Here is a 20,938-nt window from a genome sequence, read left to right as displayed (position 1 = left end):
CATTGACGAGGGATTTCTGCTCAGGCTATTTTGTAGCGATCGTTACAAACCATTGATCCCTGGAGACAGAAATGCCCGCGACATTCGATTTTTCCGCCCATCGCCCCTTGGTATTGCCGCCGGCCACGGAGGCTGTCACCCCGTTTGAGGTACACGTGCCCCAGGCCGCCATCGAGGATTTGCAACTGCGTTTGCGCATGGCCCGCTGGCCTGATCAGGAGTTGGTGGAGGACTGGTCGCAAGGTGTGCCGTTGGATGCCGCGAAGTCGCTGGTGGACTACTGGCTCAACGGTTATGACTGGCGCACGTTTGAAGCGCGCTTGAACAGCTTCCCGCAGTTCCGCACGCGGATCGACGGCGTGGGTATTTACTTCATTCACGCACGCTCGCCGCACCTGAACGCTACGCCAATTCTGCTGACCCACGGTTGGCCCGGCTCGGTGCTGGAGTTCCTGAATGTGATCGAGCGCCTCACCGATCCGGTGGCGTTCGGCGGCAAGGCTGAAGATGCGTTTCATGTGGTGGTGCCGGCGATTCCCGGCTACGGCTTTTCCGACAAACCCACCGAGCAAGGCTGGAACCCGGCGCGCATCGCCCGCGCCTGGGCGGTGCTGATGACGCAGCGGTTGGGTTACAAGCACTGGGTGGCCCAAGGCGGCGATTGGGGCGCGGCCATCACCACCGCACTGGCCGGCCAGGCACCCGAGGGCCTGATGGCGGCGCACGTCAATTTGCCGATGGTGGTGCCGGCGCAATTACCCGCCAACCCGACCGAAGAAGAGCGTCAGGCCCTTGAGGACATCGAGCGTTACGTCAGCGACAAGGCCGGCTACGCCAACCAGATGAACACCCGCCCGCAAACCATCGGCTATGCCCTGAACGATTCGCCGGTGGCCCTGGCCACGTGGATGTATGAAAAATTCTGGGAGTGGACCGACAACAACGGCCGCCCCGAAGACGCCCTCACCCGCGACCAGATGCTCGACGACATCTCGTTGTACTGGTTCACCGGCACCGGCACGTCCAGCGCGCGCCTGTATTGGGAAGGCGTGGGCGCGACCATTCGTGGGGCGGACTTTTTCTCGTCGGCGCGGGGCGGCGTGGAGCGTATCCAGGTGCCGATGGGCGCGAGCATTTTCCCCGCTGAAACCTTCAAGCCGCCACGGGCGTGGGCAGAAGCGGCGTGGGCCAATCTGTTCTATTGGAATGCGGTGGACAAGGGCGGCCACTTTGCGGCGTTTGAACAACCGCAGGTTTTTGCCGAGGAATTGTGGAAGGCGTTCCGGCCGTTTCGCGCAACCTCAGGCTGATCGGCCCCTTGTGTTTTAGCCGTGGCTGCACTCAACTATGTGCCCTCCCCTCTAGCGAGTATCGACATTGGAACGTTATGAATCGCTGGTCATCGGCTTGGGCGCCATGGGTGCCGCCACGGTGTACCAACTGGCCAAGGCCGGCGTGAAGGTCGCCGGGATCGACCGTCATCACCCTCCCCACACGCTTGGTTCCAGCCATGGCGATACGCGGATCACGCGGTTGTCGGTGGGTGAAGGCGCGCAGTACGTGCCCATCGTGCGTAATTCCCATCGCATCTGGCGGGAGTTGGAGGCGCTGTCGGGGGAGTCGCTGTTCGAGCAGTCGGGGTTGCTGGTGCTCACCTCCCGCGAGGACTTCGACCCCAGCGATGCAACCGACTTCACCTTGCGCACCATCGGCCTGGCGCAAACCTACGGTATCGAGCATGAAGTGCTGGACGCGGCGCAGATTCGCCAGCGCTTTCCCCAGTTTGCCCAGGTGGCTGACAGCGCCATCGGCTACTACGAACCGGGCGGCGGGTTTGTGCGGCCCGAGCGCTGCATCGAGGTGCAACTGCGCCTGGCCGAGCAACAGGGCGCGACGTTGTACAAGGGCGAAACCGTGACCCACATCAGCTCGGACGAGCACGGCGTGATGGTGACCACTGACCAACGCACCCTGCTGGCTGACAAGCTGGTGGTCAGCGCCGGTAACTGGGCCGGTGGCTTGCTGGGGGCGCCGTTTGATCGGCTGCTCAAGGTGTATCGCCAGCAGCTGTTCTGGTTCGAAACGGAGCCGGATGCAGCGCTGGTCGGCGCGTCTCCTACGTTCATTTTTACCCATGGGCCGGGCGAGAGTGATACCAACTACGGCTTCCCCGCGTTGCCCGGTGAAGGCAGTTTGAAAGTGGCGACGGCGCAGTACCACACCCCAACCACGCCGCAGACGCTGGACCGCACCGTTTCGCCCGCCCAGGAGCGCGAGATGTACGAGCAACAGGTGCAGGGCCGCATTGCCGGGCTGACGGCCAAAGTGGTCAAGTCAGCGGTGTGCGCCTACACGGTGACGCCGGATCACCACTTCATCATCGACCGGCACCCGACGTTGCAGCACACCTTGGTGGTGTCGCCGTGTTCGGGGCATGGTTTCAAGCATTCGGCAGCGCTGGGTGAGGCGTTTGCGCAGTGGTGCGTGAAGGGCGAGAGCGAGTTGGATCTGTCGTCGTTTTCGTTGAAGCGTTTTGAAGGGCAATCGTTCTAAGAACGAGGGGCTTCAAAAGCTGCGGATCAACGAACCAAACAGATCACCCTCGGGCATTTTGCTCACTGGGATCTCGGCATTCTCGAACCACTGCTGGCTGGCCTCAGGGTGCGGGCCGCTCAGGACCACGACGCCCTTTTCATAGGTATACCGCGCCGCCGCGACGTCACCGTTGCGGTAGGTGGCGATGGTTTTATACGACCCTTTCGGAAAGTAGGGCCCGTCCTGGAAGAAGACGTGATCAGCCTTGCCCGCCCACGTGACTTGTACGGCGGCGTCGGCGCTGCCAGCCACCTCAAAGCCAGGGCGGCCGGCTTCGCCGTCGAGGTCCTGGGGGATCAGGCCAAGGTTGTTGTCATCCGCCAGGTAGGCGCCCATGCACAAGCCCAGGTAGCGGCCACCGTTGGCGACGTAGCCGCGGATGGCCTCGCTGCGCGCATCACCCAGGCTGCGCAGCGCTGCGGGAATGTCCTGGCCGCCGCCAGGTTGTACGTAGAGGTCGTAGCGCGCCAGGGTTTGTGGCGTGATGTCGATCGACTCATCCGCGCCCACAAAATCGATGTGATAGTTGGGATTGAGTCGTTGCAGGGCTTTCGCCACGTTTTCGGAACAGTCATCACAACCCGCCGGGCCCCGGTAGATGGCGACGTGGGTGATAGGCGTCGCGGCCTCGGCCGGTGACGGCAGCAGCAGCGCAAAAGCAAACAAGGTGGCGGCGGTGGCTCGCAGGTTCATGGCGATGGGCTCCAGGGCGGACACCCCAAAGCCTATAGCGATTGCGCCGTTCAATCCGTTAACAGTTGTAAAAACTCGGCGCCTTGCTACCGCCTTAAGGCGTCACGCCAGTGGCTTCATTGGGCAAACGCATACGTCCCGCCCTGCTCCACCGCCTTGCGATACGCAGGTCGCGCCTGGAATTTCTCCACCCACGCCGCCAAGTTCGGGTAGGCCTGCAACTTGCCCTGGGCCCTGGCGATTTCACCGATAAAGCTCATCTGAATATCCGCGCCGCTCAGCTCATCGCCGAGCAGGTAGGCTCTGCCCGCGAGCACGTCGTTCAGGTAACCGAGGTAGTTGGCGACTTCCGATTCGATCCGCGGATGCAACGGTGCGCCTGCCTCGCCCAGGCGGCCGACGTAGAGGTTGAGCATCAACGGCAACATGGCCGAACCTTCGGCAAAGTGCAGCCATTGCACGTAGTGGTCGTAGGTGGCGCTGGCAGGGTCCGGTTGCAGACGGCCCTGGCCGTGGCGGCGGATCAGGTAATCGATGATGGCGGCGGACTCGATCAGCACCAGGCCGCCGTCTTCGATCACCGGGGATTTGCCCAGCGGGTTGATCGCCTTGAGCTCCGGCGGTGCGAGGTTGGTTTTCGGGTCGCGCTGATAGCGCTTGATCTCGTAGGGCAAGCCGAGTTCTTCGAGCAGCCACAGGATGCGTTGCGAGCGTGAGTTGTTGAGGTGGTGGACGATGATCATTGAAGGCTCCGCAGGGCGAGAGGGGTGTCTTGGAAACAGACTACGCCAGCCTTCGGGAGTGCCGACAAATAATTTTCTGCGTGACGGACGCCGTGGTTACCATGGGGATCGATTCGAAAGGAGGCACAGCATGGATCTGAAATTCAGCCACGTCGACATACTGGTCGAAAACCTTGAAGAGGCCTGTGCCTATTACGCACACATTCTCAAGGCACGCATTTCCAAGACATTCGTGTGGGAACGCGGCGGCCTACACGTGCGGTATGCCGTGGTGCTGATGGGGCAAGAACGCTTCATGCTGGTCCAGCCGATCGCCGGCAACCTGCGCGAGCTATTGGACGCCCACGGCGAAGGCATGATTTACCGCCACTGTTACACCACGCCGGACATCGAGATCGCTTATGACGAACTGATCGCCGCTGGTGTGCAGCCGGAGAACGAAAACGGCGTGCCCCTGGCCCGCGAGAACCTGCAATCACCGTCCGGGGGGCGCATTATCTGGCTGCCCAAGCGCTTCGGGCATTTCTCCATGGAGATCCTCGAAGAGGCGACCCTGGAGGCGTTTATTGTGGAGGCGTTTGGCTGATCGAGGCCCACGCCGCCTGCGCCAGCAACGCGGCGTAGTGATTCGGGCTGTGCTTGACCCGGCCGGATAACCACGCACGGGCATAGCTTTCGGCCGCGCCGATGATCAGCGACAGCAGCAGTTCTGCCGGGATATGGCTGAACGCCTCACGGCGGCCTTCGTCGCTCATCCACTCGGTCAATTGCGCGTTGCGCTGTTTGTTACGGGTGAGCAGTTCGTCCTTGTGCGGGCCGTTGGCCACGGCGAAACGGCTCTGGAACATAAAGCGCGCCCATTCGGGTTGCGCATCCACCCACTCCACATAACTGCGCACCAGCGCTTCCACACCAGCCTGGGCGGTTTGCGCCTGTTTGAGGTGTTGCTCCCGCAATGCGGCCTGATCTTCCAGCGCAGCAAAAAACAGCGCGGCGACGATGCCTTCCTTGTTGCCGAAGTGATGGTAAATGGCGCCCACGCTGGTCTCGCACCGCGCACGGATGGTTTCGATATTCGTCGCTTCAATACCTACGTCGTTAAAGCTGGCCAGGGCCTCGCGCAGGATGCTGCGCTTGAGGTCGCTGCGCCGGCCCGGGAAGGTGCGCTCGATCAGATCAGGTGCGTGCATGAAGTGGCTCGCCAAATGTACGGAGTCTATATGGTACGGCCGCCCGCAGAGAAGGCACGGCTTGACATGGCTGGATTTTACGGAATATTGTTCCGTTACAGAATATTATTCTGCAAATCCATTATGAGGACAATCCATGAGCCAGTTTCTCAGCATGTTCAACAGTGTAGGTCCTGCAGCGTTCAGCCAAATGGCCTGCCAGGTGGCGCCCTACTTCAGCACTATCAACCCTGAAATTGCCGAACTACGCCCTGGGCATGCCGTGGTCAACGTGCCGTTTCGCAAGGAAATCACCAACCACCTGGCCTCCGTGCATGCCATTGCGTTGTGCAACGCGGCGGAATTGGCGGGTGGGACGATGACGGACGTGTCGATCCCACAGGGCGCCAAATGGATCCCCAAGGGCATGACCGTGGAATACCTGGCGAAGGCCAAGTCGAACATCCGCGCCGTGGCGGATGGCAGCGGCATTGATTGGTCCACCGCAGGGGACAAGATCGTGCCGGTGGATATTTTTGATGAGGGCGACGTGAAGGTGTTCACCGCGAGGATCACCATGAATGTGAAGATCGCCTGAGGCCCCGGCGGCAGGCTCGGCAACTGCCGAGCCACGCTTCAGTGCACCATCGACCACAGTGAAGCACCTACGCCGGTGATGCTCTCCCCCGCAATCAAGCCGGCGGCGGCAGTAATCGCAAAGCGCTCGGTGAGGCTCGGCCAGCGGCAGCTCACCAACCAGGTCAGTATCGCGCCCAGGGCCATCATCAGCGAGACCGAGGCCGGTAGCACAAAGGCCAGGCCCAGGGCGGCGGCACTCGGGAGGAAGCGGGCACGATGGGCAGGCAAGGTGCTGTCCAGCACACCGAGCAGCACACCCACCAGGCCGCCGATGGCAATTGCCCAGCGGATGCTGGTAGACAGTGAATCCAAGCCATGGGTGAGGGTTTGCGCCACGGCTTTCCAGGTAGCGACCGCCGGGGCCGGCCACTCTTCGGTGAGCAGCATGGTTTGCGGATCCGGGATCAACGCCAGGTAGGCGAAGACACCAACGATACTGCCGATGAAAATCCCCAGGATCTGCGCGATCACCTGCTTATGCGGCGTGGCACCAATGGCCTTGCCCACCTTGAAATCATTCATCAAGTCGGTGCACTGCCCGGCCGAGCCACCGGCCGTGTTGGCGCTCATCAGATTGATCGGTACCTGCCCCGGCGCGACGATGCCAAAGCTCAGCTGAGACAGCTGCCCGATGGCGCCAATAGGCGGAATGCCGGTGGCACCCACGACGCGCGCAGCGACGGCGGCGAGGCAGGTCGCCAAGGGAATGGTGAGCAAGGCCATGCCGAGATTGATGCCGAACAGCAACGCCTGCAAGCTCACCACCAGCACGATCGCCAACGCAAAACCGGCCGCCGGCCCTGGTTTTGGCACCGTCCAGCTTGATCCGCCGCTGGCGTGAGTGGACCGGTACAACGCCCACAAACGAATCGCCAGCGAGGCCAAGGTGGAGCACACCATCAGGCTCACACCCGGCCACAGCAACCACTCCACCAACGCGGCGAACTGCGGGCCGCTGCTGCCCGCCGGCAAGGTCACCAACTGTTGTGCCAACAGCCAGGGGCCCAGGCCACCCCAGGCGAGCAAGGCGCCGAGCAGCAAGGTCAGGCCCACGCGAATGCCGATGATGCCGCCAAACCCCACCAGCAATAGCGAAGGGTCGGCAGTAAACGTCAGACGCTCCAACGGGGCGCTTGGCGACCAGCGCGGGAAGGCCCACATGAAGGTATCCACCCACTTGACCAGCCCGGAGAGCAACGCGGCGCTGAGCAGCACCTTCAAGCGCGTCGCGGCTTCGCGTCCGTGATTGTAGATGTGCAACAGGGTTTCCAGGGTGGCCATGCCCTCGGGGAATTTCAGCGCCTTGTCATTGAGCAGCGAGGGCCGTAGATACCAGGCGATCCAGATGCCCAGGAAACTCACCGAGAACACCCAGGCGATCATCGGGATGGCGTCCAACTGGTTGCCGGTCAGCAAGGTATAGGCCGGGATCGGCGCCACCAACCCACCCGAAATAATCGACGCGGCGGCTGACGCGACGGTCTGGTTGATGTTGCTTTCGTGCAAGGTCCACGGCAGGTGGTCGGTGGAACGCTTGGCCACGCCTTGAAAGATGGCGTAGCCGATCAGCAGCGCGATGATCGACATGTTGAACGACCAGCCGATCTTCAACCCGGCGTACACATTGGACGGCGTGAGCAGGATGCCGAGTACGCTGCCGGTGATGACGGCGCGCAAGCTGAGTTCGCGGGTGACGGGGCCGTGCGGGAGGGTCGTTGGCGGGGCTGAAGTCATGCGGAGTCCTTTCGGCGACGAAACAGAGCGACCTAGTAAGTGAGCCCTGTAGAAGCCGAAGGTTCCTGTGGTGGGAGAGCTTCCTGTGGTGAGCGGGCTTGCCCCGCGTTGGGCTGCGAAGCGGCCCTAAATTCTGGCGACTCGGTTTAACTGACGATGCGCGGTGTTTTTAATGGGGCTGCTTCGCAGCCCAGCGCGGGGCAAGCCCGCTCACTACAGGAAGCCTGATAGCCACAAAAAACCTGCTCAACCCAGGCGAAACCGCGCAGTATTGTCGCTCAATGCCTGGCTGCCTTTGCTCAAGGTGTCGGCCGCCCGGTTCACTGCCCGTGCGCCATCAAGCAAACGCCCGGCCGCCTGGTCCACTTGCTGGATATTGCCGCTCACTTCATCCGCCGTCGCCGCTTGCTCTTCAACAGCGGTGGCGATCTGCGCCAAGGTGTCGGTGACGTGCTGCACCGCACCGGCAATCTCGCCCAAACGCGTGCCCAACCCGGTGACGGATTCAGCATCCGTCAGTGCCTGTTCACACGCGGCGCCCATCAACGTGACCGCCTGGCTGACCGTGGCGCGCAGGCTGTCGACCGTGCCAGCTATCTGCGCCGTGGACGCCTGGGTGCGTTGCGACAGGCTGCGCACTTCATCAGCCACCACGGCAAACCCTCGGCCCTGCTCACCGGCACGGGCGGCTTCGATGGCGGCGTTGAGCGCCAGTAGGTTGGTCTGCTCGGCAATACCACGGATGGTGTCGACCACCGATTGAATCTGCTGGCCCTGCTGGCTGACCTGCTCCAGCGCATCGGCGGTGTCGGTCAGGCGCAGGTTGAGTTGTTGGATGCTGGCCGTGGTGCGCTGGCTGTCGCGGCTGCTGTCTTCGGCGATGCGCCGGGTCTGCTGGGCGCTGCCGGAAGCTTGTTCGCAGCTCTTGGCAACACCCAGGGACGTCGCGGCCAACTGGGTGGCCGCAGCGGCAATCTGGCTGATTTGTTGTTGCTGGTCTTCGACTTCGGTGAGGGTGCTGCCCGACTGGGAGTTGAGGGTCAGTACCGCCGAACCCAGTTGCTGCGTCTCGTGATTGACCCCCAATAGACTGGTGCGCAACTGCACCACCGCCACGTTCAACGCGGTACTGATGGCCGCGAGCTCATCGCGCCCTTCCACCGCCACCTCGACGCACAGGTTGCCGTCCCGCAGCGACTCGGCCAGGGTGGTGATGCCACTGGCGCTACGGCGGATCGAGGCTTGCAGGCAGATGAACAGGTACAACGCGGCCAGCGCCAACAGGCTGAAGGTCGCCGCCACCGGCACGAACTTCTGCAACGAGCGATCACGGTAGTGACCCAGGCGCGCATCCAGCGAATCGAGGGATTGATTGCGCAGCGCGCCCAGGCTGTCGAGCATACCGTCGACACTGGTTTCGAAGGCCGCCGTGTCGAGCTTGATGGTGCCGCCAAACACGCCGTCGTCGAGTACTTTGAGCTCATTGTCCAGGCGTTGCAGGCTGTTGTCGTACTGCACAGTCCAGGGTTCCAGCCCGGCATACTGCTTGGCCTTGAGCGAGGCCGCGGCCTTGACCAACTGGTCCCGCGCATCACCGATGCGGCCGCGCAGGTCACGCATCTGCAAACGGCTCTGCAAGGTGAACTGCCCCGAGGCAATGGACGACTGGCCGACACTGGCCATGCGGCCAATGCGCTCGATCAGGTCGGGGGTGTGCTGGGTGGACATCTGCATCAGCAGGTAGGTTTCCAGCCACGGGTCGAGGATCAACCCGGCGTCCAGGGTGATCTGCTCGCGAAGGGTTTGCATCGCGGTCAGGGCCGAGGTGAAACGGTCGTAACCGTCCGGCCACCAGCCCACGGTGCGCAGGGATTGGGAGTCCATGCCCTTGACTGTCGCCTGCAAGGCGTCGAAGCGCGCGAGGATATCGGCACTGGCGTGCTGGGCTTTGAGCGAATCGCCCAGGGCTTGCAGGCTTTGCAGGATCACCGGGAAGTTGGCGTCGACCTTGTCCATCGCCGCCTTCGCCGCTGGCGTGGGTGCGTGCAGGATGTCCGCCGCCTTCCAGCGTGCGGCCAGGTTGCGCTGGGCTGTCAGCTGGCCATCCAGCACATCCAGGGCCAACAGTTGCCGGACGCCGGACTGCTCGCTGGAAATCACGGTTAATTTGTCGCGATAGTCCGAGCCGATCATCCACAGGCTACCCGCCAGGGGCAGCATGAACAGGAAGAACAGCATCTGGAACTTGCGCGCAAAACCAAAACGCCCCAGCAGGCGAATACCCGGTGACAAAAGGCTGTGCATGTCCGACCACTCCCCAAAAACGACCCACGCGGTGCACCGCGGGGTGAAGCCTTGAAATGACTGACGGCAAAATGCCATGTCATTGATTAGCTTGGCTCAAGCAAGATACGGGCCGCTGTCGGCGTGCCCAAGATAGGCGGCGCGGGAAGCAATCGCGCACGTAACGTGCGCGAAAATGGGGCAAAAGCACTCAAGGTCTGTGCAGAGCTGTAACAGTGGCTTATCGGGTCGACATGTACCGGTCGAAATTATTGATGTGATCATCCAGATTATCCTCAAGCATCATCCGGTACTGGTCACAGAAGTACTTCAACATCGCCTCCCGCGCATCGGCCATTTCCGCGCCGGACTTGAAGTTGCGCGCACTGGCCCAGGCATTGAAGCGCGTGGTGCCGAACATCATCGAGGCGCTGACCTGGCCGAGGTTTTCGTGAACCTGAAGTTGCTCGTTCGACAATTCGATGTGCGCGTCGGCGCGATCGTAGAAGGTGGGGTCAGTGGCGTCGGCCATGGTGGGTGTCCTAGGTCATCAGGTTTGAATGAAGGGGTATCAGGCCAGTAACGCGGTAATCCAGTTGGCCTGCTGGGCAATCTCTTGTCGCTTCTCTTGCGGCACGGCCTGCCGAGCTTGTTCGAAACTGGCCAGGGTCTTGTGCTTTTGGCGCAGCATACGTTGCCACTTCGCGATGAACGCCGGGCTGCGCGCCTGCATTTGCAGCGGGCCGAAGTACAGCTGCTCAGCGGTGTAAACCACCGGCCCGGTGCGCTCGGCGACGATGATTTCGTAGTAGAAGCGGTTCTCGCGCAGCAGCTCTTCACTGAGGATCGAGTAACCGTTGTCCATCAGCCATTGGCGCAGCGGCTGCTCACCGCCATTGGGTTGCAGGATCAACCGTTCCCTGCCACTCAAGTGCCGCTTGCCGCTTTCGAGAATGTCGCGAATCGTCTCGCCGCCCATGCCGCAGACGCTGATCGCAGTGATGCCGTCATGGGCTTCGATGGCCGCCAAGCCATCGGCCAGGCGCACGCTGATCTGTTGCTCCAGGCCGTTGTCGCGCACGGTGCGTTGCGCCGCATGAAAGGGCGTGGTCGCGACCTCCCCCGCCACTGCCGCCGTGATCAGGCCGCGACGCATCAGCGCCACCGGCAAATAACCGTGATCGGAGCCGATATCGGCCAGCCGCGCGCCCGTTGGTACGTTGGCGGCGACGCGCTCCAGGCGCAGGGATAAGGTGTGTTCGTTCAACGCCCCTGCTCCCCCGAAAAACGGTCCCGGCTGTTGGTCAGGTGCAGCACCATGGCGGCGCGGGCGGCGTCCGGGTCCTGGCGTTTGATCGCGTTGAAGATCGCCTCATGTTCCAGGTTCGCCAATTGACCCAACTGGGCAAAGTCGGCGCCGCCACGCTCATCGCCTTTCACCTGGGTACGCGGGATCATCGCATTGCCCAGGTGCAGCATGATTTCGGTGAAGAAGGTATTACCGGTGGCCTCGGCGATCAGTTGGTGGAAGCGCTTGTCTTCCTCCACGCAGCTGTCGTTGTTGGCCAGGGAGGCCTGGTAGTCGTCGAGTGCCTGGCGCATGTGGGCCAGTTGTAGGTCGGTGCGGCGTACGGCGGCCAGTGCGACGGCTTGCACCTCAAGACCCAGGCGCAGTTCGAGCATGTTGCGCACGCTGGCGACCGTGTCCACATGCAGGCGCAAGCCCTGCTGCGCCTGTTGCGCCAGCACAAAGGTGCCGATGCCGTGACGGGTCTCGACCAATCCCGACGCCTGCAATTTGGAGATCGCTTCGCGCACGACGGTTCGGCTCACGCCGTGCTCAAGCACGATGGTGGATTCCGACGGCAGTTTTTCGCCGGGTTTCAACTGGCCGAGCAGGATGCGCTGGGTCAGCGCATCGACCACGCCCTGGGCCAGGTTGGTGGAGCGTTTACGCAGGGGGATTCCACTTTCAATGGGCATTGCAACAGGTCCACGGGGTTGAGCTGGGGGGAGCTTACCACCCAGCCCGGCGTCAGGCCTGGGTTGATTGAAAAAACCCTCAACTTGTATGACAACCAAACTTAACCCCCTCTCTCACAGATACCCCTCTCACGGTACCCACTGGCAAGATCCTCGCTCAAAAATCGGCATAAACCCCAATATATACAGCTTAAATAACCGAAATATCTGTTCTGCACACCGCGTTATAAGAAGAAAAACACTCACCCCCGGATTGCGATCTTGAGAAGCCTACTTGTATGATGTCTATCAACAAGACGCACAAGCCCGCATAAAAATAATCAGGGGGAGTTTTGAATTGTGACCCATTCAATCCAAGTATCTGCCGCACCCGAAAGTGATCCCGTCCTCGCGCGCGCCGTGAGCAAAGTGAAGCGCCATGTGCTCCCACTGTTCGTGATCATGTTCATCCTCAACTACATCGACCGGGTCAATATCGGCTTTGTGCGCACGCACATGGAGCATGACCTGGGCATCGGCGCAGCCGCCTATGGCTTCGGCGCCGGGTTGTTCTTCATCGGCTACGCCCTGTTCGAAGTGCCCTCCAACATGCTGCTGCAGAAGGTCGGTGCGCGTATCTGGCTGACCCGCATCATGTTCACCTGGGGCATCGTCGCCACGCTGATGGCGTTCATCCAGAACGAAACCCACTTCTACATCCTGCGCTTCCTGCTGGGGGTGGCCGAGGCCGGTTTCTTTCCCGGGGTGATCTACTACTTCACGCGCTGGCTGCCCGGCGTGGAGCGCGGTAAAGCCATCGCGATCTTCTTGAGTGGCTCGGCGGTTGCGTCGCTGATTTCCGGCCCCCTGTCAGGCGTGCTGTTGCAGATCGAAGGCTTTGGCTTCCACGGCTGGCAATGGATGTTCGCCATTGAAGGCTTGGCTTCGGTGGTGATTGGCTTCTTTGTATGGTTCTGGCTGGACTCCAAGCCCCACGACGCCCAGTGGATGACCCGCGACGAACAGGACGCGCTGGTCAATGCCATCGACCAGGAACAGCGCGACCGTGAGGCCCTCACCACGGTCAAACCGACCCTCGGCAAGCTGCTCAAGGACCGCCAGATCCTGCTGTTCTGCGCGCTGTATTTCTGCATCCAGCTAACGATCTACGCCGCCACCTTCTGGCTGCCAAGCATCATCAAGAAGATGGGTGACCTCAGTGATGTGCAGGTCGGTTTCTTCAACTCGATCCCCTGGCTGATCTCGATTATCGCCATGTACGCCTTCGCCTCGTTGTCGGGCAAATTCAAGTTCCAGCAGGCCTGGGTGGCGGCGGCGCTGTTGATTGCGGCAGCGGGCATGTTCATGTCCACCACGGGCGGGCCGGTCTTTGCCTTTGTGGCGATCTGCTTTGCGGCCATCGGGTTCAAGTCGGCATCGTCGCTGTTCTGGCCGATTCCCCAGGGCTACCTGGATGTACGTATCGCCGCCGCCGTGATCGCGTTGATCAACTCCATCGGCAACCTGGGCGGTTTCGTTGCGCCCACCACGTTCGGCTTCCTGGAACAGACCACCGGTTCGATCCAGGGCGGCCTCTATGGCCTGGCCGGCACGTCGGTGCTGGCCGCGATCCTGGTGTTCTTCGCCAAGACCACGCCCTCTGCCGTGTTGGCTTCACCGAGCGCTGCGCCCAGCCGCGCAGCCCTCAGCAAACCTCTTTAAGCTTATTCAGGAACTTGCCATGACTACGCCCGTCGTTACTCACTTCCAGGTCATCCCCGTCGCCGGCCACGACAGCATGTTGCTCAACCTCAGCGGCGCCCACGGCCCATACTTCACACGCAATATCGTCATCCTCAAGGACAGCTCCGGCAATACCGGCGTGGGCGAAGTGCCCGGTGGCGAACGCATCCGCGAAACCCTGGAAGATGCCCGCAGCCTGGTGATCGGCCAACCGATCGGCCAGTACCAGCGCATCCTCAACCAGATGCGCAGCACCTTTGCCTCTCGCGACGCCGCCGGCCGTGGCTTGCAGACCTTTGACCTGCGCATCACCATCCATGCCGTCACCGCCATGGAAGCGGCGCTGCTCGACCTGCTGGGCCAATTCCTCGAAGTCCCGGTGGCCGCCTTGCTCGGTGAAGGCCAGCAACGCGATGCGGTAAAAATGCTCGGCTATCTGTTTTATGTCGGCGACCGCAGCGCCACCGACCTCGCTTACCGCAACGAAGCCGACAGCGACGATGAATGGTTCCGGCTGCGCCACGAAACCGCCCTGACGGCCGACGCCGTGGTGCGCCTGGCTGAAGCTGCCAGATCCAAGTACGGTTTCAATGACTTCAAGCTCAAAGGCGGCGTATTGAGCGGCGACGAAGAAATTGAAGCCGTCACCGCCCTGGCCGAACGCTTCCCGGATGCGCGCATCACCCTCGACCCGAACGGCGCCTGGTCATTGAAGGACGCCATCCGCCTGTGCCGAGACCAGCACCACGTGCTCGCCTACGCCGAAGACCCCTGCGGTGCCGAAAACGGCTACTCGGGCCGCGAAGTCATGGCTGAATTCCGCCGTGCCACCGGCCTGAAAACCGCCACCAACATGATCGCCACCGACTGGCGCGAAATGGGTCACGCGATCCAGCTGCAATCGGTGGACATCCCCCTGGCCGACCCACACTTCTGGACAATGCAAGGCTCGGTACGCGTGGCGCAGATGTGCCATGAATGGGGCCTGACCTGGGGCTCGCACTCCAACAACCACTTCGACATTTCCCTGGCGATGTTCACCCAGGTGGCGGCCGCAGCCCCGGGCGACATCACCGCCATCGACACCCACTGGATCTGGCAGGACGGCCAGCACCTGACCAAGGCGCCACTGAAAATCGAAGGGGGTTATGTGAAAGTGCCGAGCAAGCCAGGCCTGGGAGTGGAGATCGACATGGACGCGGTCGCCCAGGCCCATGAGGTGTACAAAGGCATGGGCCTCGGCGCGCGGGATGACAGCGTGGCGATGCAGTTTCTGATTCCAGGGTGGCGGTTCAACAACAAGCAGCCGTGCCTGGTGCGCTGATTCAGATTTTTGTAGGGGCGGGCTTGCTCGCTCCTACAATCGGCCGCACAGTCAACTCAACCCCTAACGCCAGCATCAGCTTCTGGATCGTTTCATAGCGTGTCTTCGAGCCCCCCTTCAAGGTTTTATACAGGCTCTCCCGGTTCACCCCAGCCGCTTCCGCCACCTTGTTCACACCTTGGGCCTTGGCAACCTCGGCAAGCGCCTTCATGAGTACCTGCGGGTCTTGAGACTTCATGCTTTGCGCCAGATACGCACTGATGGTTTGCGGACTGTCGAGGAAGCGCGACGCTTCATAGACGCTAGTGCCGGACGTATCCAGATCGAGGATCGGCATGTCCTCGGGTTTGAATTTCGATTCGCTCATATCATCTACCTCTCAGGGCATCAAGAATCTCTTTAGCCCGCTTGATTCCTCTTTTCTGGTCGGTTTTATCGCTCCCCCACAACATCAGGTAGGCAGTGACTCCCGTACGCACGAAATACATCCTGTAGCCGGGCCCGACAAACACACGCATCTCACTCAGGCCGTCACCTACGGATTCACAATCCCCAAAATTGTTTTCCTCCGCCCGGTCCAAGCGAGCAAGAATCGCCGTTTTCCCCCAAATATCCCGCATACCGTCGAGCCATGTATCAAACTCCGGCGTCCTGCCGATTGAATTAGTCACAGTATCACTTGTAGCCTACTGGCTACTCCTTGTCGATGCCAGTGGAATTTTGTTTCCGGTGAGCGCCGGAGTCAAAAATCCTAGTTCAGCACCTGTACAAACAGCCCGTGGATACTGTGAGCGCTTATTTCCCCCGCGTTTAAAGCACCCGATCAAACAACGGCGCCACGTCATACCGCTGCTTCAACATCTGTGCATCCACCAGAAAATCCGCCGTGGCCTGGGCCTCGCTGATGATCGTCGGCGAAATCGGCAGCACCTTGATCGCATCGCGCTTGAACCACACCTTGGCGATTTCCGGCGCCGATTGGTTGGCCTTGGACCAGGCTTCGGCGTACTCATCCACGTGCGTGTTGCTCCACACCCGAGCGCGCGTCAGGCGGGCGATGAAGTCCTTGATGATCGCGCTTTTCTGCGTCAGGGCCGGCTCGTAGGCGACGATATAGGTCGGTGCGCTCATCAGGCCCTTGGCGTTGCGGATCAGGGTGCTGCCTTCTTTTTCCTGCAGCGACACGTAGGGTTCCCAGGTGCCGAAGGCGTCGATGTCGCCCTGGGTCAGCGCCAGGCTGGCCTCGGCCGGCAGCAGGTATTTGAAGTGGACGCTGCTGCGCGGCACACCGGCTTCATCCAGCGCCTTGTACGCCAGTTGCTGGCTCCACGAACCGTTCCAGATGGCAACGGTCTTGCCCTTGAGATCGGCCACCGACTGAATGCCCTTGCGCGCCACAATGCCCACGCCGTCGAGGCTGGTCTGGGTGCTGGCGACGACTTTGACCGGCGCGCCATTGGCGGCCAGGCTGATCACCGGGGTATCGCCGACGATGCCTACATCCAGCGCACCGCTGGCCACGGCCGAGGCCACCGGGGAGCCGGTGTTGAAGCGTTTGAAGTCGATTTTGTAGGGCAAGTCTTTCAGCTCGCCCGACAGCTCCAGCACGATACGGTTGGAGAAGAACTGGTCCCCCACAGTGAGGGTCAGCGGTTCGGCGGCGCTGGCCGAGGGGCCGTACAGTGCAAGAGAGGCCAGGCCCAGCAAGGACAGCAGTGTTCGACGGTTGATCATGGAAAATCCCACAGGGTTGGAGGGTTGGTTCAACCATCTGTGGGCGTGCAGTCTGGTCGTTTTCCGTAGAAGCTAACGCAATAAAAGCGCGGGGTTTAATACTGTTGGGCACTATCGATAGAACCGTCGTACAGGTCGCTAGCTGCTTTTCGTATTAAAAACTTCGCCGCGCCTGAGTTAGGGTGAGTTCACCAGACCACTGGACCCCAGCACCTGAACCATTTTCTGCAAGGTCCATTGCATGTCGATTCCCGCTTTGAACATCTGGGGCGCACCGCCCACTGCCCGCTACGAACAACTGGCCGCGCCGTTTCGCCCGCTCTTTGCGCAGATTCTCGCGCAGGCGGCCGTGGCGGATCAGACACGCGGCAGCCTCGCCACCGTGATCCAGCAACTGAACACCTTGGGCTTGCCGCGCTGGCGCCTGCCAGCCAGTTACGGCGGCCAGGATGCAACGTTGGTCGAGCTGCTGGCGTTGCTCACGGAACTGTCCGCCGCCGACTCCAACATCACCCAGGCCCTGCGCGGGCACTTCGGTTTCTGTGAGGATGTGCTCAGCGCCAAGGACCTCGACTGGCGCGCCAAGTGGCTGGACCGTCTTGGCCAAGGTGCCCTGCTCTCCCCCGGCAGCACCGAAGTCGGCAACCAGACCCGTGGCGATTTCGAAACCCGCCTGCACCGTGACGAAGCCGGCGCCTTGCGCATCAGCGGCAGAAAGTTCTACACCACCGGCGCGCTCTACAGCGACCTGATCAACACCATCGCCACCGGCGAAGACGGCACGATCTACAGCGTGGTCGTGGACCTCAAGGCGCCCGGCGTGCAAATCGTCGATGACTGGAACGGCTTCGGCCAACGCCTCACCGCCAGCGGCACCTGCCTCTTCGACAACGCGCCTGTGGTGGACGACGAGGTACGCCTCACCCAACAGCGGTTTGGCCACGGCCAGTCGTTCTTCCAGCTCTACCACCTCAGCACCCTCGCCGGCATCGCCCGCCGCGCCGCCCTCAGCGGCGCCGAAGAACTCAGCCAACGCGCGCGCACCTTCACCACCGGCAATGCCGACACCGCCGGCCAGGACGTGCAACTGCTGCAAGTGATCGGCGAAGTCGCCAGCCAGGCCTACGCCGCGCAAGCCATCGCCCAGCAAGCGGCTCAGCGGCTGGAGTTCACCGCGCGGTATGTGATCGCCCATGACCAGCCGTTGCACGATGACGATCCGCAAGTTGCGCTGGCTGAATTGGAAGTGTGCCTGGCAGTGAACCCAGTGGTGGATGCAACACTGGCGGCCACCACGGCGCTGTTCGATGCACTGGGCGCCAGTGCCACCGCCAGCAACAAGGCGCTGGACCGGTTGTGGCGAAACGCGCGGACCTTGGCGAACCACAACCCGCGCGTGTACAAATCGCGGATTGTGGGGAATTACCTGGTGAATGGGATTTTGCCGCCTGCGCAGTGGCGGGTGGGTGTGGCCAAGGATCAGTAATCCCAGAATGCAGCCACCCAACGAAACGCATCCCCCTCCACCACCACCCGCCCCACGGACGGAAACGGCAGGTGGGTAGCCACGAACAACTCACCGCTCGCCGCCGCTTCGTTCATCAGCCGGACGCGCACGCGCACTGACTCTTCGGGGTCGTGTTCGAAACCGTTATGCCAATCCGGATGTTCAAAGGCGACGGGAAACAGCGCGTCGCCGGCAAAGGTCAACCGCTCGCCGCCAGAGGTCACGTACACCACGCTGTGCCCCGGCGTGTGGCCGCCGGTGAGCTTGGCGACGACACCCGGCGCGACTTCATGCTCATCGTCGAAGGTATGCAGATTGTCCTTGTACAACCCCATGAATTGCTGGGCCGTAGCCCGTAGCACGTCCGGCACCGGCGCAGGCATGTCGGTATAGGTGAAGTCCGGCGACGCCCAGAAATCGACCTCGATGGCCGCCACATGAATGCGCACGTCCGCACGCAACTTGCGTTTCACCTCGTCCACCAGCAGGCCGCCGATATGGTCCATGTGCATGTGGGTGATCACGATGTCGGTCACCGAGGACAACGGGATACCGGCCGCTTCCAGGCGCTTGGGAAACTGCCCGGCCCGCGGAAAGCCGGGGAACTGCCCACCCAGGCCGGCGTCGACCAGAATCACCTGCTCGCCACTGCGCACCACCAGCACATTCAGCGCCCAGTCGAACGCGTCCGGGCCGAGGAACATCTCCTTGAACCAAGCCGCGCGGGCGGCGGGGTCGGCGTTGGTGGACATGGTCTGGGTCGGCAGCGGCAGCACGCCGTCACTGATCACCAGCACATCAATTTCGCCGACGCGCACTGCGTAGCGCGACGGCACCAGTTCTTCGGTCGGGGCTTTCATTAGGGTTGTCATGGTCGCTCTCCTGTTGTTTGAAGGCGAATGCATCGCCTGCCAAACAGTGTGCGACGGGGCTACAACGCTCGGAATCCTACCTGGGTATGGGCCGTGTATACCTTAGTTTGAAGGCTGGCTCACAAACCCCAGCACCCGCGCCAGCATCCGATCACAGGCCTGCAACTGCGCCACGCTGATGAACTCGTCCGGCTTGTGCCCCTGCTCCATGCTGCCCGGCCCGCACACCACCGTTGGAATACCGGCTTGGTCGAACAGCCCACCTTCAGTGCCAAACGCCACGGTGCCGAATTCCCGCGAGCCGCAGAACTGCGCCACCCACTCGGCGGCCTGGCTTTCCAGCGACGTGGCCAAACCCGGATAGCTGGACAACTCGCTGAGGCTGATCGCCGCTTGCCCGCTCACCGCCCGCATCGCCGGCAGCAGGGTTTGCTCGGCGTATACCTGCAATTGCTGGACAACCTGCCAGGGATCCTGGGCCGGCAAGGAGCGCACTTCGAAGTCAAAACTGCAATCCTGCGGGACGATATTCAGGGCCTTGCCACCGTTGATCAGGCCGGTCTGCACCGTGGAAAACGCCGGATCAAAGCGTTGATCCAGATGCTGCGGCGCCTTCAGCGCTTCGCCGAGCCGCACTAGCTCGCTGATCAAGCGCGCGGCGTATTCAATGGCATTCACCCCCGCCGGCGCATAGGCCGAATGGCACGCTGCGCCGTGCACATGGCAACGCATTGCCAGCTTGCCCTTGTGGCCGAGCACCGGCTTGAGTTCAGTGGGTTCGCCGATCACGCACAACAAGGGCTTGACCGGCTGATCATGGAATCGCTCGATCAGCGAGCGCACACCCAGGCAGCCGACTTCTTCGTCATACGACAGCGCAATGTGCACCGGCATGCGCAGCGAGGCCTTCACCAAGGCCGGCACACACGCCAACACACACGCGATATAACCCTTCATGTCCGCCGTGCCACGGCCGTACAACTTGCCGTCTTTCTCGGTGAGGTCAAACGGCGCCACGCTCCAGCGCTGCCCATCCACCGGCACTACGTCGGTATGCCCGGACAACACAATGCCGGGCATTTTTGCCGGGCCGATGGTGGCGAGCAGATTGGCCTTGCTCTTGTGTTCGTTGTACACCAGCTCGCAGGCCACGCCGTGGCCCTGCAAATACGTACGCACAAAGTCGATCAAGGCCAGGTTGGATTCGCGGCTGGTGGTGTCGAAACGCACCAGTTGCGCCAGCAGGTCGCGGCTGTTCATCGGTCGTCTCCCGGTACGGCGTAGCCGGGGGCGATCTGTGGGTTGATGGCGCGATCGATGTAGGCCTGCAACTGCCCGCGATAGGCCTGCCAGAGTTGATCGAGGGCGCCGATGGGGTCTTCATCGGCCCAGTCCACGCGCAGATTGACGATGGGCCACAAGAGGTCATCCACCACCACCAGCGCCGCCGAATGCACCGGCCCCGCTTCACCACCGCCGGCCAGACCGGCGTGCATCGCCGCCAGCAGGCGGTCGGCCAGAGGCCCGGAGGCCTGTTCGAAAGCCGCCACCATGGCGTCGATCACAGCAGATTGGGCGAGCATATTCCCCGCCGCCACACACTGCTCGCCACTCACCGCATGGTGGATGCCCAGGGTCTGCGCGCCACTGAAATGTGCGGTGCGGCCCTGGTTATCAATCACCGTGACCTGGCGGTACTCACTGTGATCCTGCCCAGCCAAGGCGGCCAACGCCTCACTTGGCGCCAAGCCCTGCTCCAACAAGTCCAGCACCTGCGGCCCCAGGCTTGGCAAGGTGATGTTCTGCGACGCCACCGCCCCCACGCCGGGCCGCAGCCACGGGCAACGCGCGCCCACGGCAATGCTCGATGAACTGATGGCGATGCCCAACTGGCCCGTCTCGGCGCAGCGGGCGACAACGGAAAACGTCATGTGGAGTCC

Annotated in this window: 21 protein-coding genes; 7 read left to right on the top strand and 14 right to left on the bottom strand. The window is 62.1% G+C overall.

The genetic code is table 11. The features are described from left to right. The first annotated feature begins 71 nt into the window (after window positions 1–71). Both H096_RS19760 and solA read left to right on the top strand, forming a co-directional pair. Window positions 72–1,310, top strand: coding sequence for an epoxide hydrolase (locus H096_RS19760; RefSeq protein WP_033901067.1), 1,239 nt, complete (start codon window positions 72–74; stop codon window positions 1,308–1,310). Between the two features lie 67 nt (window positions 1,311–1,377). After that, window positions 1,378–2,553, top strand: coding sequence for an N-methyl-L-tryptophan oxidase (gene solA, locus H096_RS19755; RefSeq protein WP_033901065.1), 1,176 nt, complete (start codon window positions 1,378–1,380; stop codon window positions 2,551–2,553). Window positions 2,554–2,565: 12 nt separating this feature from the next. Here solA and H096_RS19750 read toward each other — a convergent pair whose 3' ends face one another. Both H096_RS19750 and H096_RS19745 read right to left on the bottom strand, forming a co-directional pair. After that, window positions 2,566–3,288, bottom strand: coding sequence for a BPL-N domain-containing protein (locus H096_RS19750; protein WP_033901063.1), 723 nt, complete (start codon window positions 3,286–3,288; stop codon window positions 2,566–2,568). A gap of 116 nt (window positions 3,289–3,404) precedes the next feature. Further along, entirely contained in the window at window positions 3,405–4,031 is a 627-nt protein-coding gene (locus tag H096_RS19745; protein WP_033901062.1) for a glutathione S-transferase family protein, read from the bottom strand. A gap of 130 nt (window positions 4,032–4,161) precedes the next feature. Between H096_RS19745 and H096_RS19740 the strand changes: the two genes are divergently transcribed. After that, window positions 4,162–4,617 carry a VOC family protein gene (locus tag H096_RS19740; protein ID WP_033901055.1) on the top strand — a complete coding sequence of 152 codons (456 nt, stop codon included), beginning with the start codon at window positions 4,162–4,164 and terminating at the stop codon, window positions 4,615–4,617. Here H096_RS19740 and H096_RS19735 read toward each other — a convergent pair. After that, on the bottom strand, window positions 4,595–5,221 hold the full coding sequence (locus H096_RS19735) for a TetR/AcrR family transcriptional regulator (protein WP_033901054.1): 627 nt from the start codon (window positions 5,219–5,221) through the stop codon (window positions 4,595–4,597). The genes H096_RS19740 and H096_RS19735 overlap by 23 nt on opposite strands. 136 nt (window positions 5,222–5,357) lie before the next feature. On the opposite strand from H096_RS19735, the gene H096_RS19730 reads away from it, so the two are divergent. Further along, complete coding sequence (locus tag H096_RS19730; RefSeq protein ID WP_033901052.1) at window positions 5,358–5,798, top strand: hotdog fold domain-containing protein; 441 nt, start codon at window positions 5,358–5,360, stop codon at window positions 5,796–5,798. Between the two features lie 38 nt (window positions 5,799–5,836). Here the strand turns inward: H096_RS19730 and H096_RS19725 are convergent, their stop codons facing one another. The 5 genes from H096_RS19725 to H096_RS19705 form a co-directional block, all read right to left on the bottom strand. Further along, the gene (locus H096_RS19725) at window positions 5,837–7,573 is read right to left on the bottom strand and encodes an OPT family oligopeptide transporter (protein WP_033901050.1); all 1,737 of its coding nucleotides are present in this window, start codon (window positions 7,571–7,573) and stop codon (window positions 5,837–5,839) included. 246 nt (window positions 7,574–7,819) lie between these two features. Further along, a complete protein-coding gene (locus tag H096_RS19720; RefSeq protein ID WP_033901049.1) occupies window positions 7,820–9,877 on the bottom strand; it encodes a methyl-accepting chemotaxis protein in 2,058 nt (685 codons plus the stop codon). A 220-nt stretch (window positions 9,878–10,097) separates the two neighbouring features. After that, complete coding sequence (locus H096_RS19715; RefSeq protein WP_033901047.1) at window positions 10,098–10,388, bottom strand: DUF3144 domain-containing protein; 291 nt, start codon at window positions 10,386–10,388, stop codon at window positions 10,098–10,100. Window positions 10,389–10,427: 39 nt separating this feature from the next. Continuing rightward, entirely contained in the window at window positions 10,428–11,123 is a 696-nt protein-coding gene (locus tag H096_RS19710) for a tRNA (adenine(22)-N(1))-methyltransferase TrmK (protein WP_033901045.1), read from the bottom strand. Further along, entirely contained in the window at window positions 11,120–11,839 is a 720-nt protein-coding gene (locus tag H096_RS19705; RefSeq protein WP_033901044.1) for a FadR/GntR family transcriptional regulator, read from the bottom strand. The genes H096_RS19710 and H096_RS19705 overlap by 4 nt, the downstream gene beginning before the upstream one ends. A 339-nt stretch (window positions 11,840–12,178) precedes the next feature. Between H096_RS19705 and H096_RS19700 the strand changes: the two genes are divergently transcribed. After that, entirely contained in the window at window positions 12,179–13,540 is a 1,362-nt protein-coding gene (locus H096_RS19700; RefSeq protein WP_033901042.1) for an MFS transporter, read from the top strand. A 19-nt stretch (window positions 13,541–13,559) separates the two neighbouring features. Next, window positions 13,560–14,885: a glucarate dehydratase gene (gene gudD / locus H096_RS19695; RefSeq protein WP_033901040.1), complete on the top strand. Its 1,326-nt coding sequence runs from the start codon at window positions 13,560–13,562 to the stop codon at window positions 14,883–14,885. 1 nt (window position 14,886) lies between these two features. Here gudD and H096_RS19690 read toward each other — a convergent pair whose 3' ends face one another. From H096_RS19690 to H096_RS19680, 3 genes are all read right to left on the bottom strand, one after another. Beyond that, window positions 14,887–15,252 carry an addiction module antidote protein gene (locus tag H096_RS19690; protein WP_033901039.1) on the bottom strand — a complete coding sequence of 122 codons (366 nt, stop codon included), beginning with the start codon at window positions 15,250–15,252 and terminating at the stop codon, window positions 14,887–14,889. A gap of 1 nt (window position 15,253) precedes the next feature. Further along, the gene (locus H096_RS19685; RefSeq protein ID WP_033901037.1) at window positions 15,254–15,556 is read right to left on the bottom strand and encodes a type II toxin-antitoxin system RelE/ParE family toxin; all 303 of its coding nucleotides are present in this window, start codon (window positions 15,554–15,556) and stop codon (window positions 15,254–15,256) included. Window positions 15,557–15,695: 139 nt separating this feature from the next. Beyond that, the gene (locus H096_RS19680; protein WP_033901036.1) at window positions 15,696–16,619 is read right to left on the bottom strand and encodes an ABC transporter substrate-binding protein; all 924 of its coding nucleotides are present in this window, start codon (window positions 16,617–16,619) and stop codon (window positions 15,696–15,698) included. A gap of 241 nt (window positions 16,620–16,860) precedes the next feature. Here H096_RS19680 and H096_RS19675 point away from each other — a divergent pair, with 241 nt between their 5' ends. Further along, window positions 16,861–18,105, top strand: coding sequence for an acyl-CoA dehydrogenase family protein (locus H096_RS19675; protein WP_033901034.1), 1,245 nt, complete (start codon window positions 16,861–16,863; stop codon window positions 18,103–18,105). On the opposite strand, the gene H096_RS19670 is transcribed toward H096_RS19675, so the two are convergent. The 3 genes from H096_RS19670 to H096_RS19660 all read right to left on the bottom strand — a co-directional run bounded on the left by H096_RS19670 (window position 18,099) and on the right by H096_RS19660 (window position 20,929). Then, window positions 18,099–18,998 carry an MBL fold metallo-hydrolase gene (locus H096_RS19670; RefSeq protein WP_241495518.1) on the bottom strand — a complete coding sequence of 300 codons (900 nt, stop codon included), beginning with the start codon at window positions 18,996–18,998 and terminating at the stop codon, window positions 18,099–18,101. The two genes, H096_RS19675 and H096_RS19670, sit on opposite strands and share 7 nt — an antisense overlap. A 102-nt stretch (window positions 18,999–19,100) precedes the next feature. Beyond that, window positions 19,101–20,258, bottom strand: a complete 1,158-nt coding sequence (gene argE, locus H096_RS19665; RefSeq protein WP_033901030.1) for an acetylornithine deacetylase — start codon at window positions 20,256–20,258, stop codon at window positions 19,101–19,103. Continuing rightward, entirely contained in the window at window positions 20,255–20,929 is a 675-nt protein-coding gene (locus H096_RS19660) for a DUF1028 domain-containing protein (RefSeq protein WP_033901029.1), read from the bottom strand. Before H096_RS19660 ends, argE begins: the two co-directional genes overlap by 4 nt. Between the last annotated feature and the right edge of the window lie 9 nt (window positions 20,930–20,938).

Source organism: Pseudomonas sp. FH1 (assembly GCF_000510895.2).
Lineage (GTDB): Bacteria > Pseudomonadota > Gammaproteobacteria > Pseudomonadales > Pseudomonadaceae > Aquipseudomonas > Aquipseudomonas azotoformans_A.
Note: the sequence above shows the minus strand (reverse complement) of the source record. Positions and strands in the feature narration are given on the sequence as shown.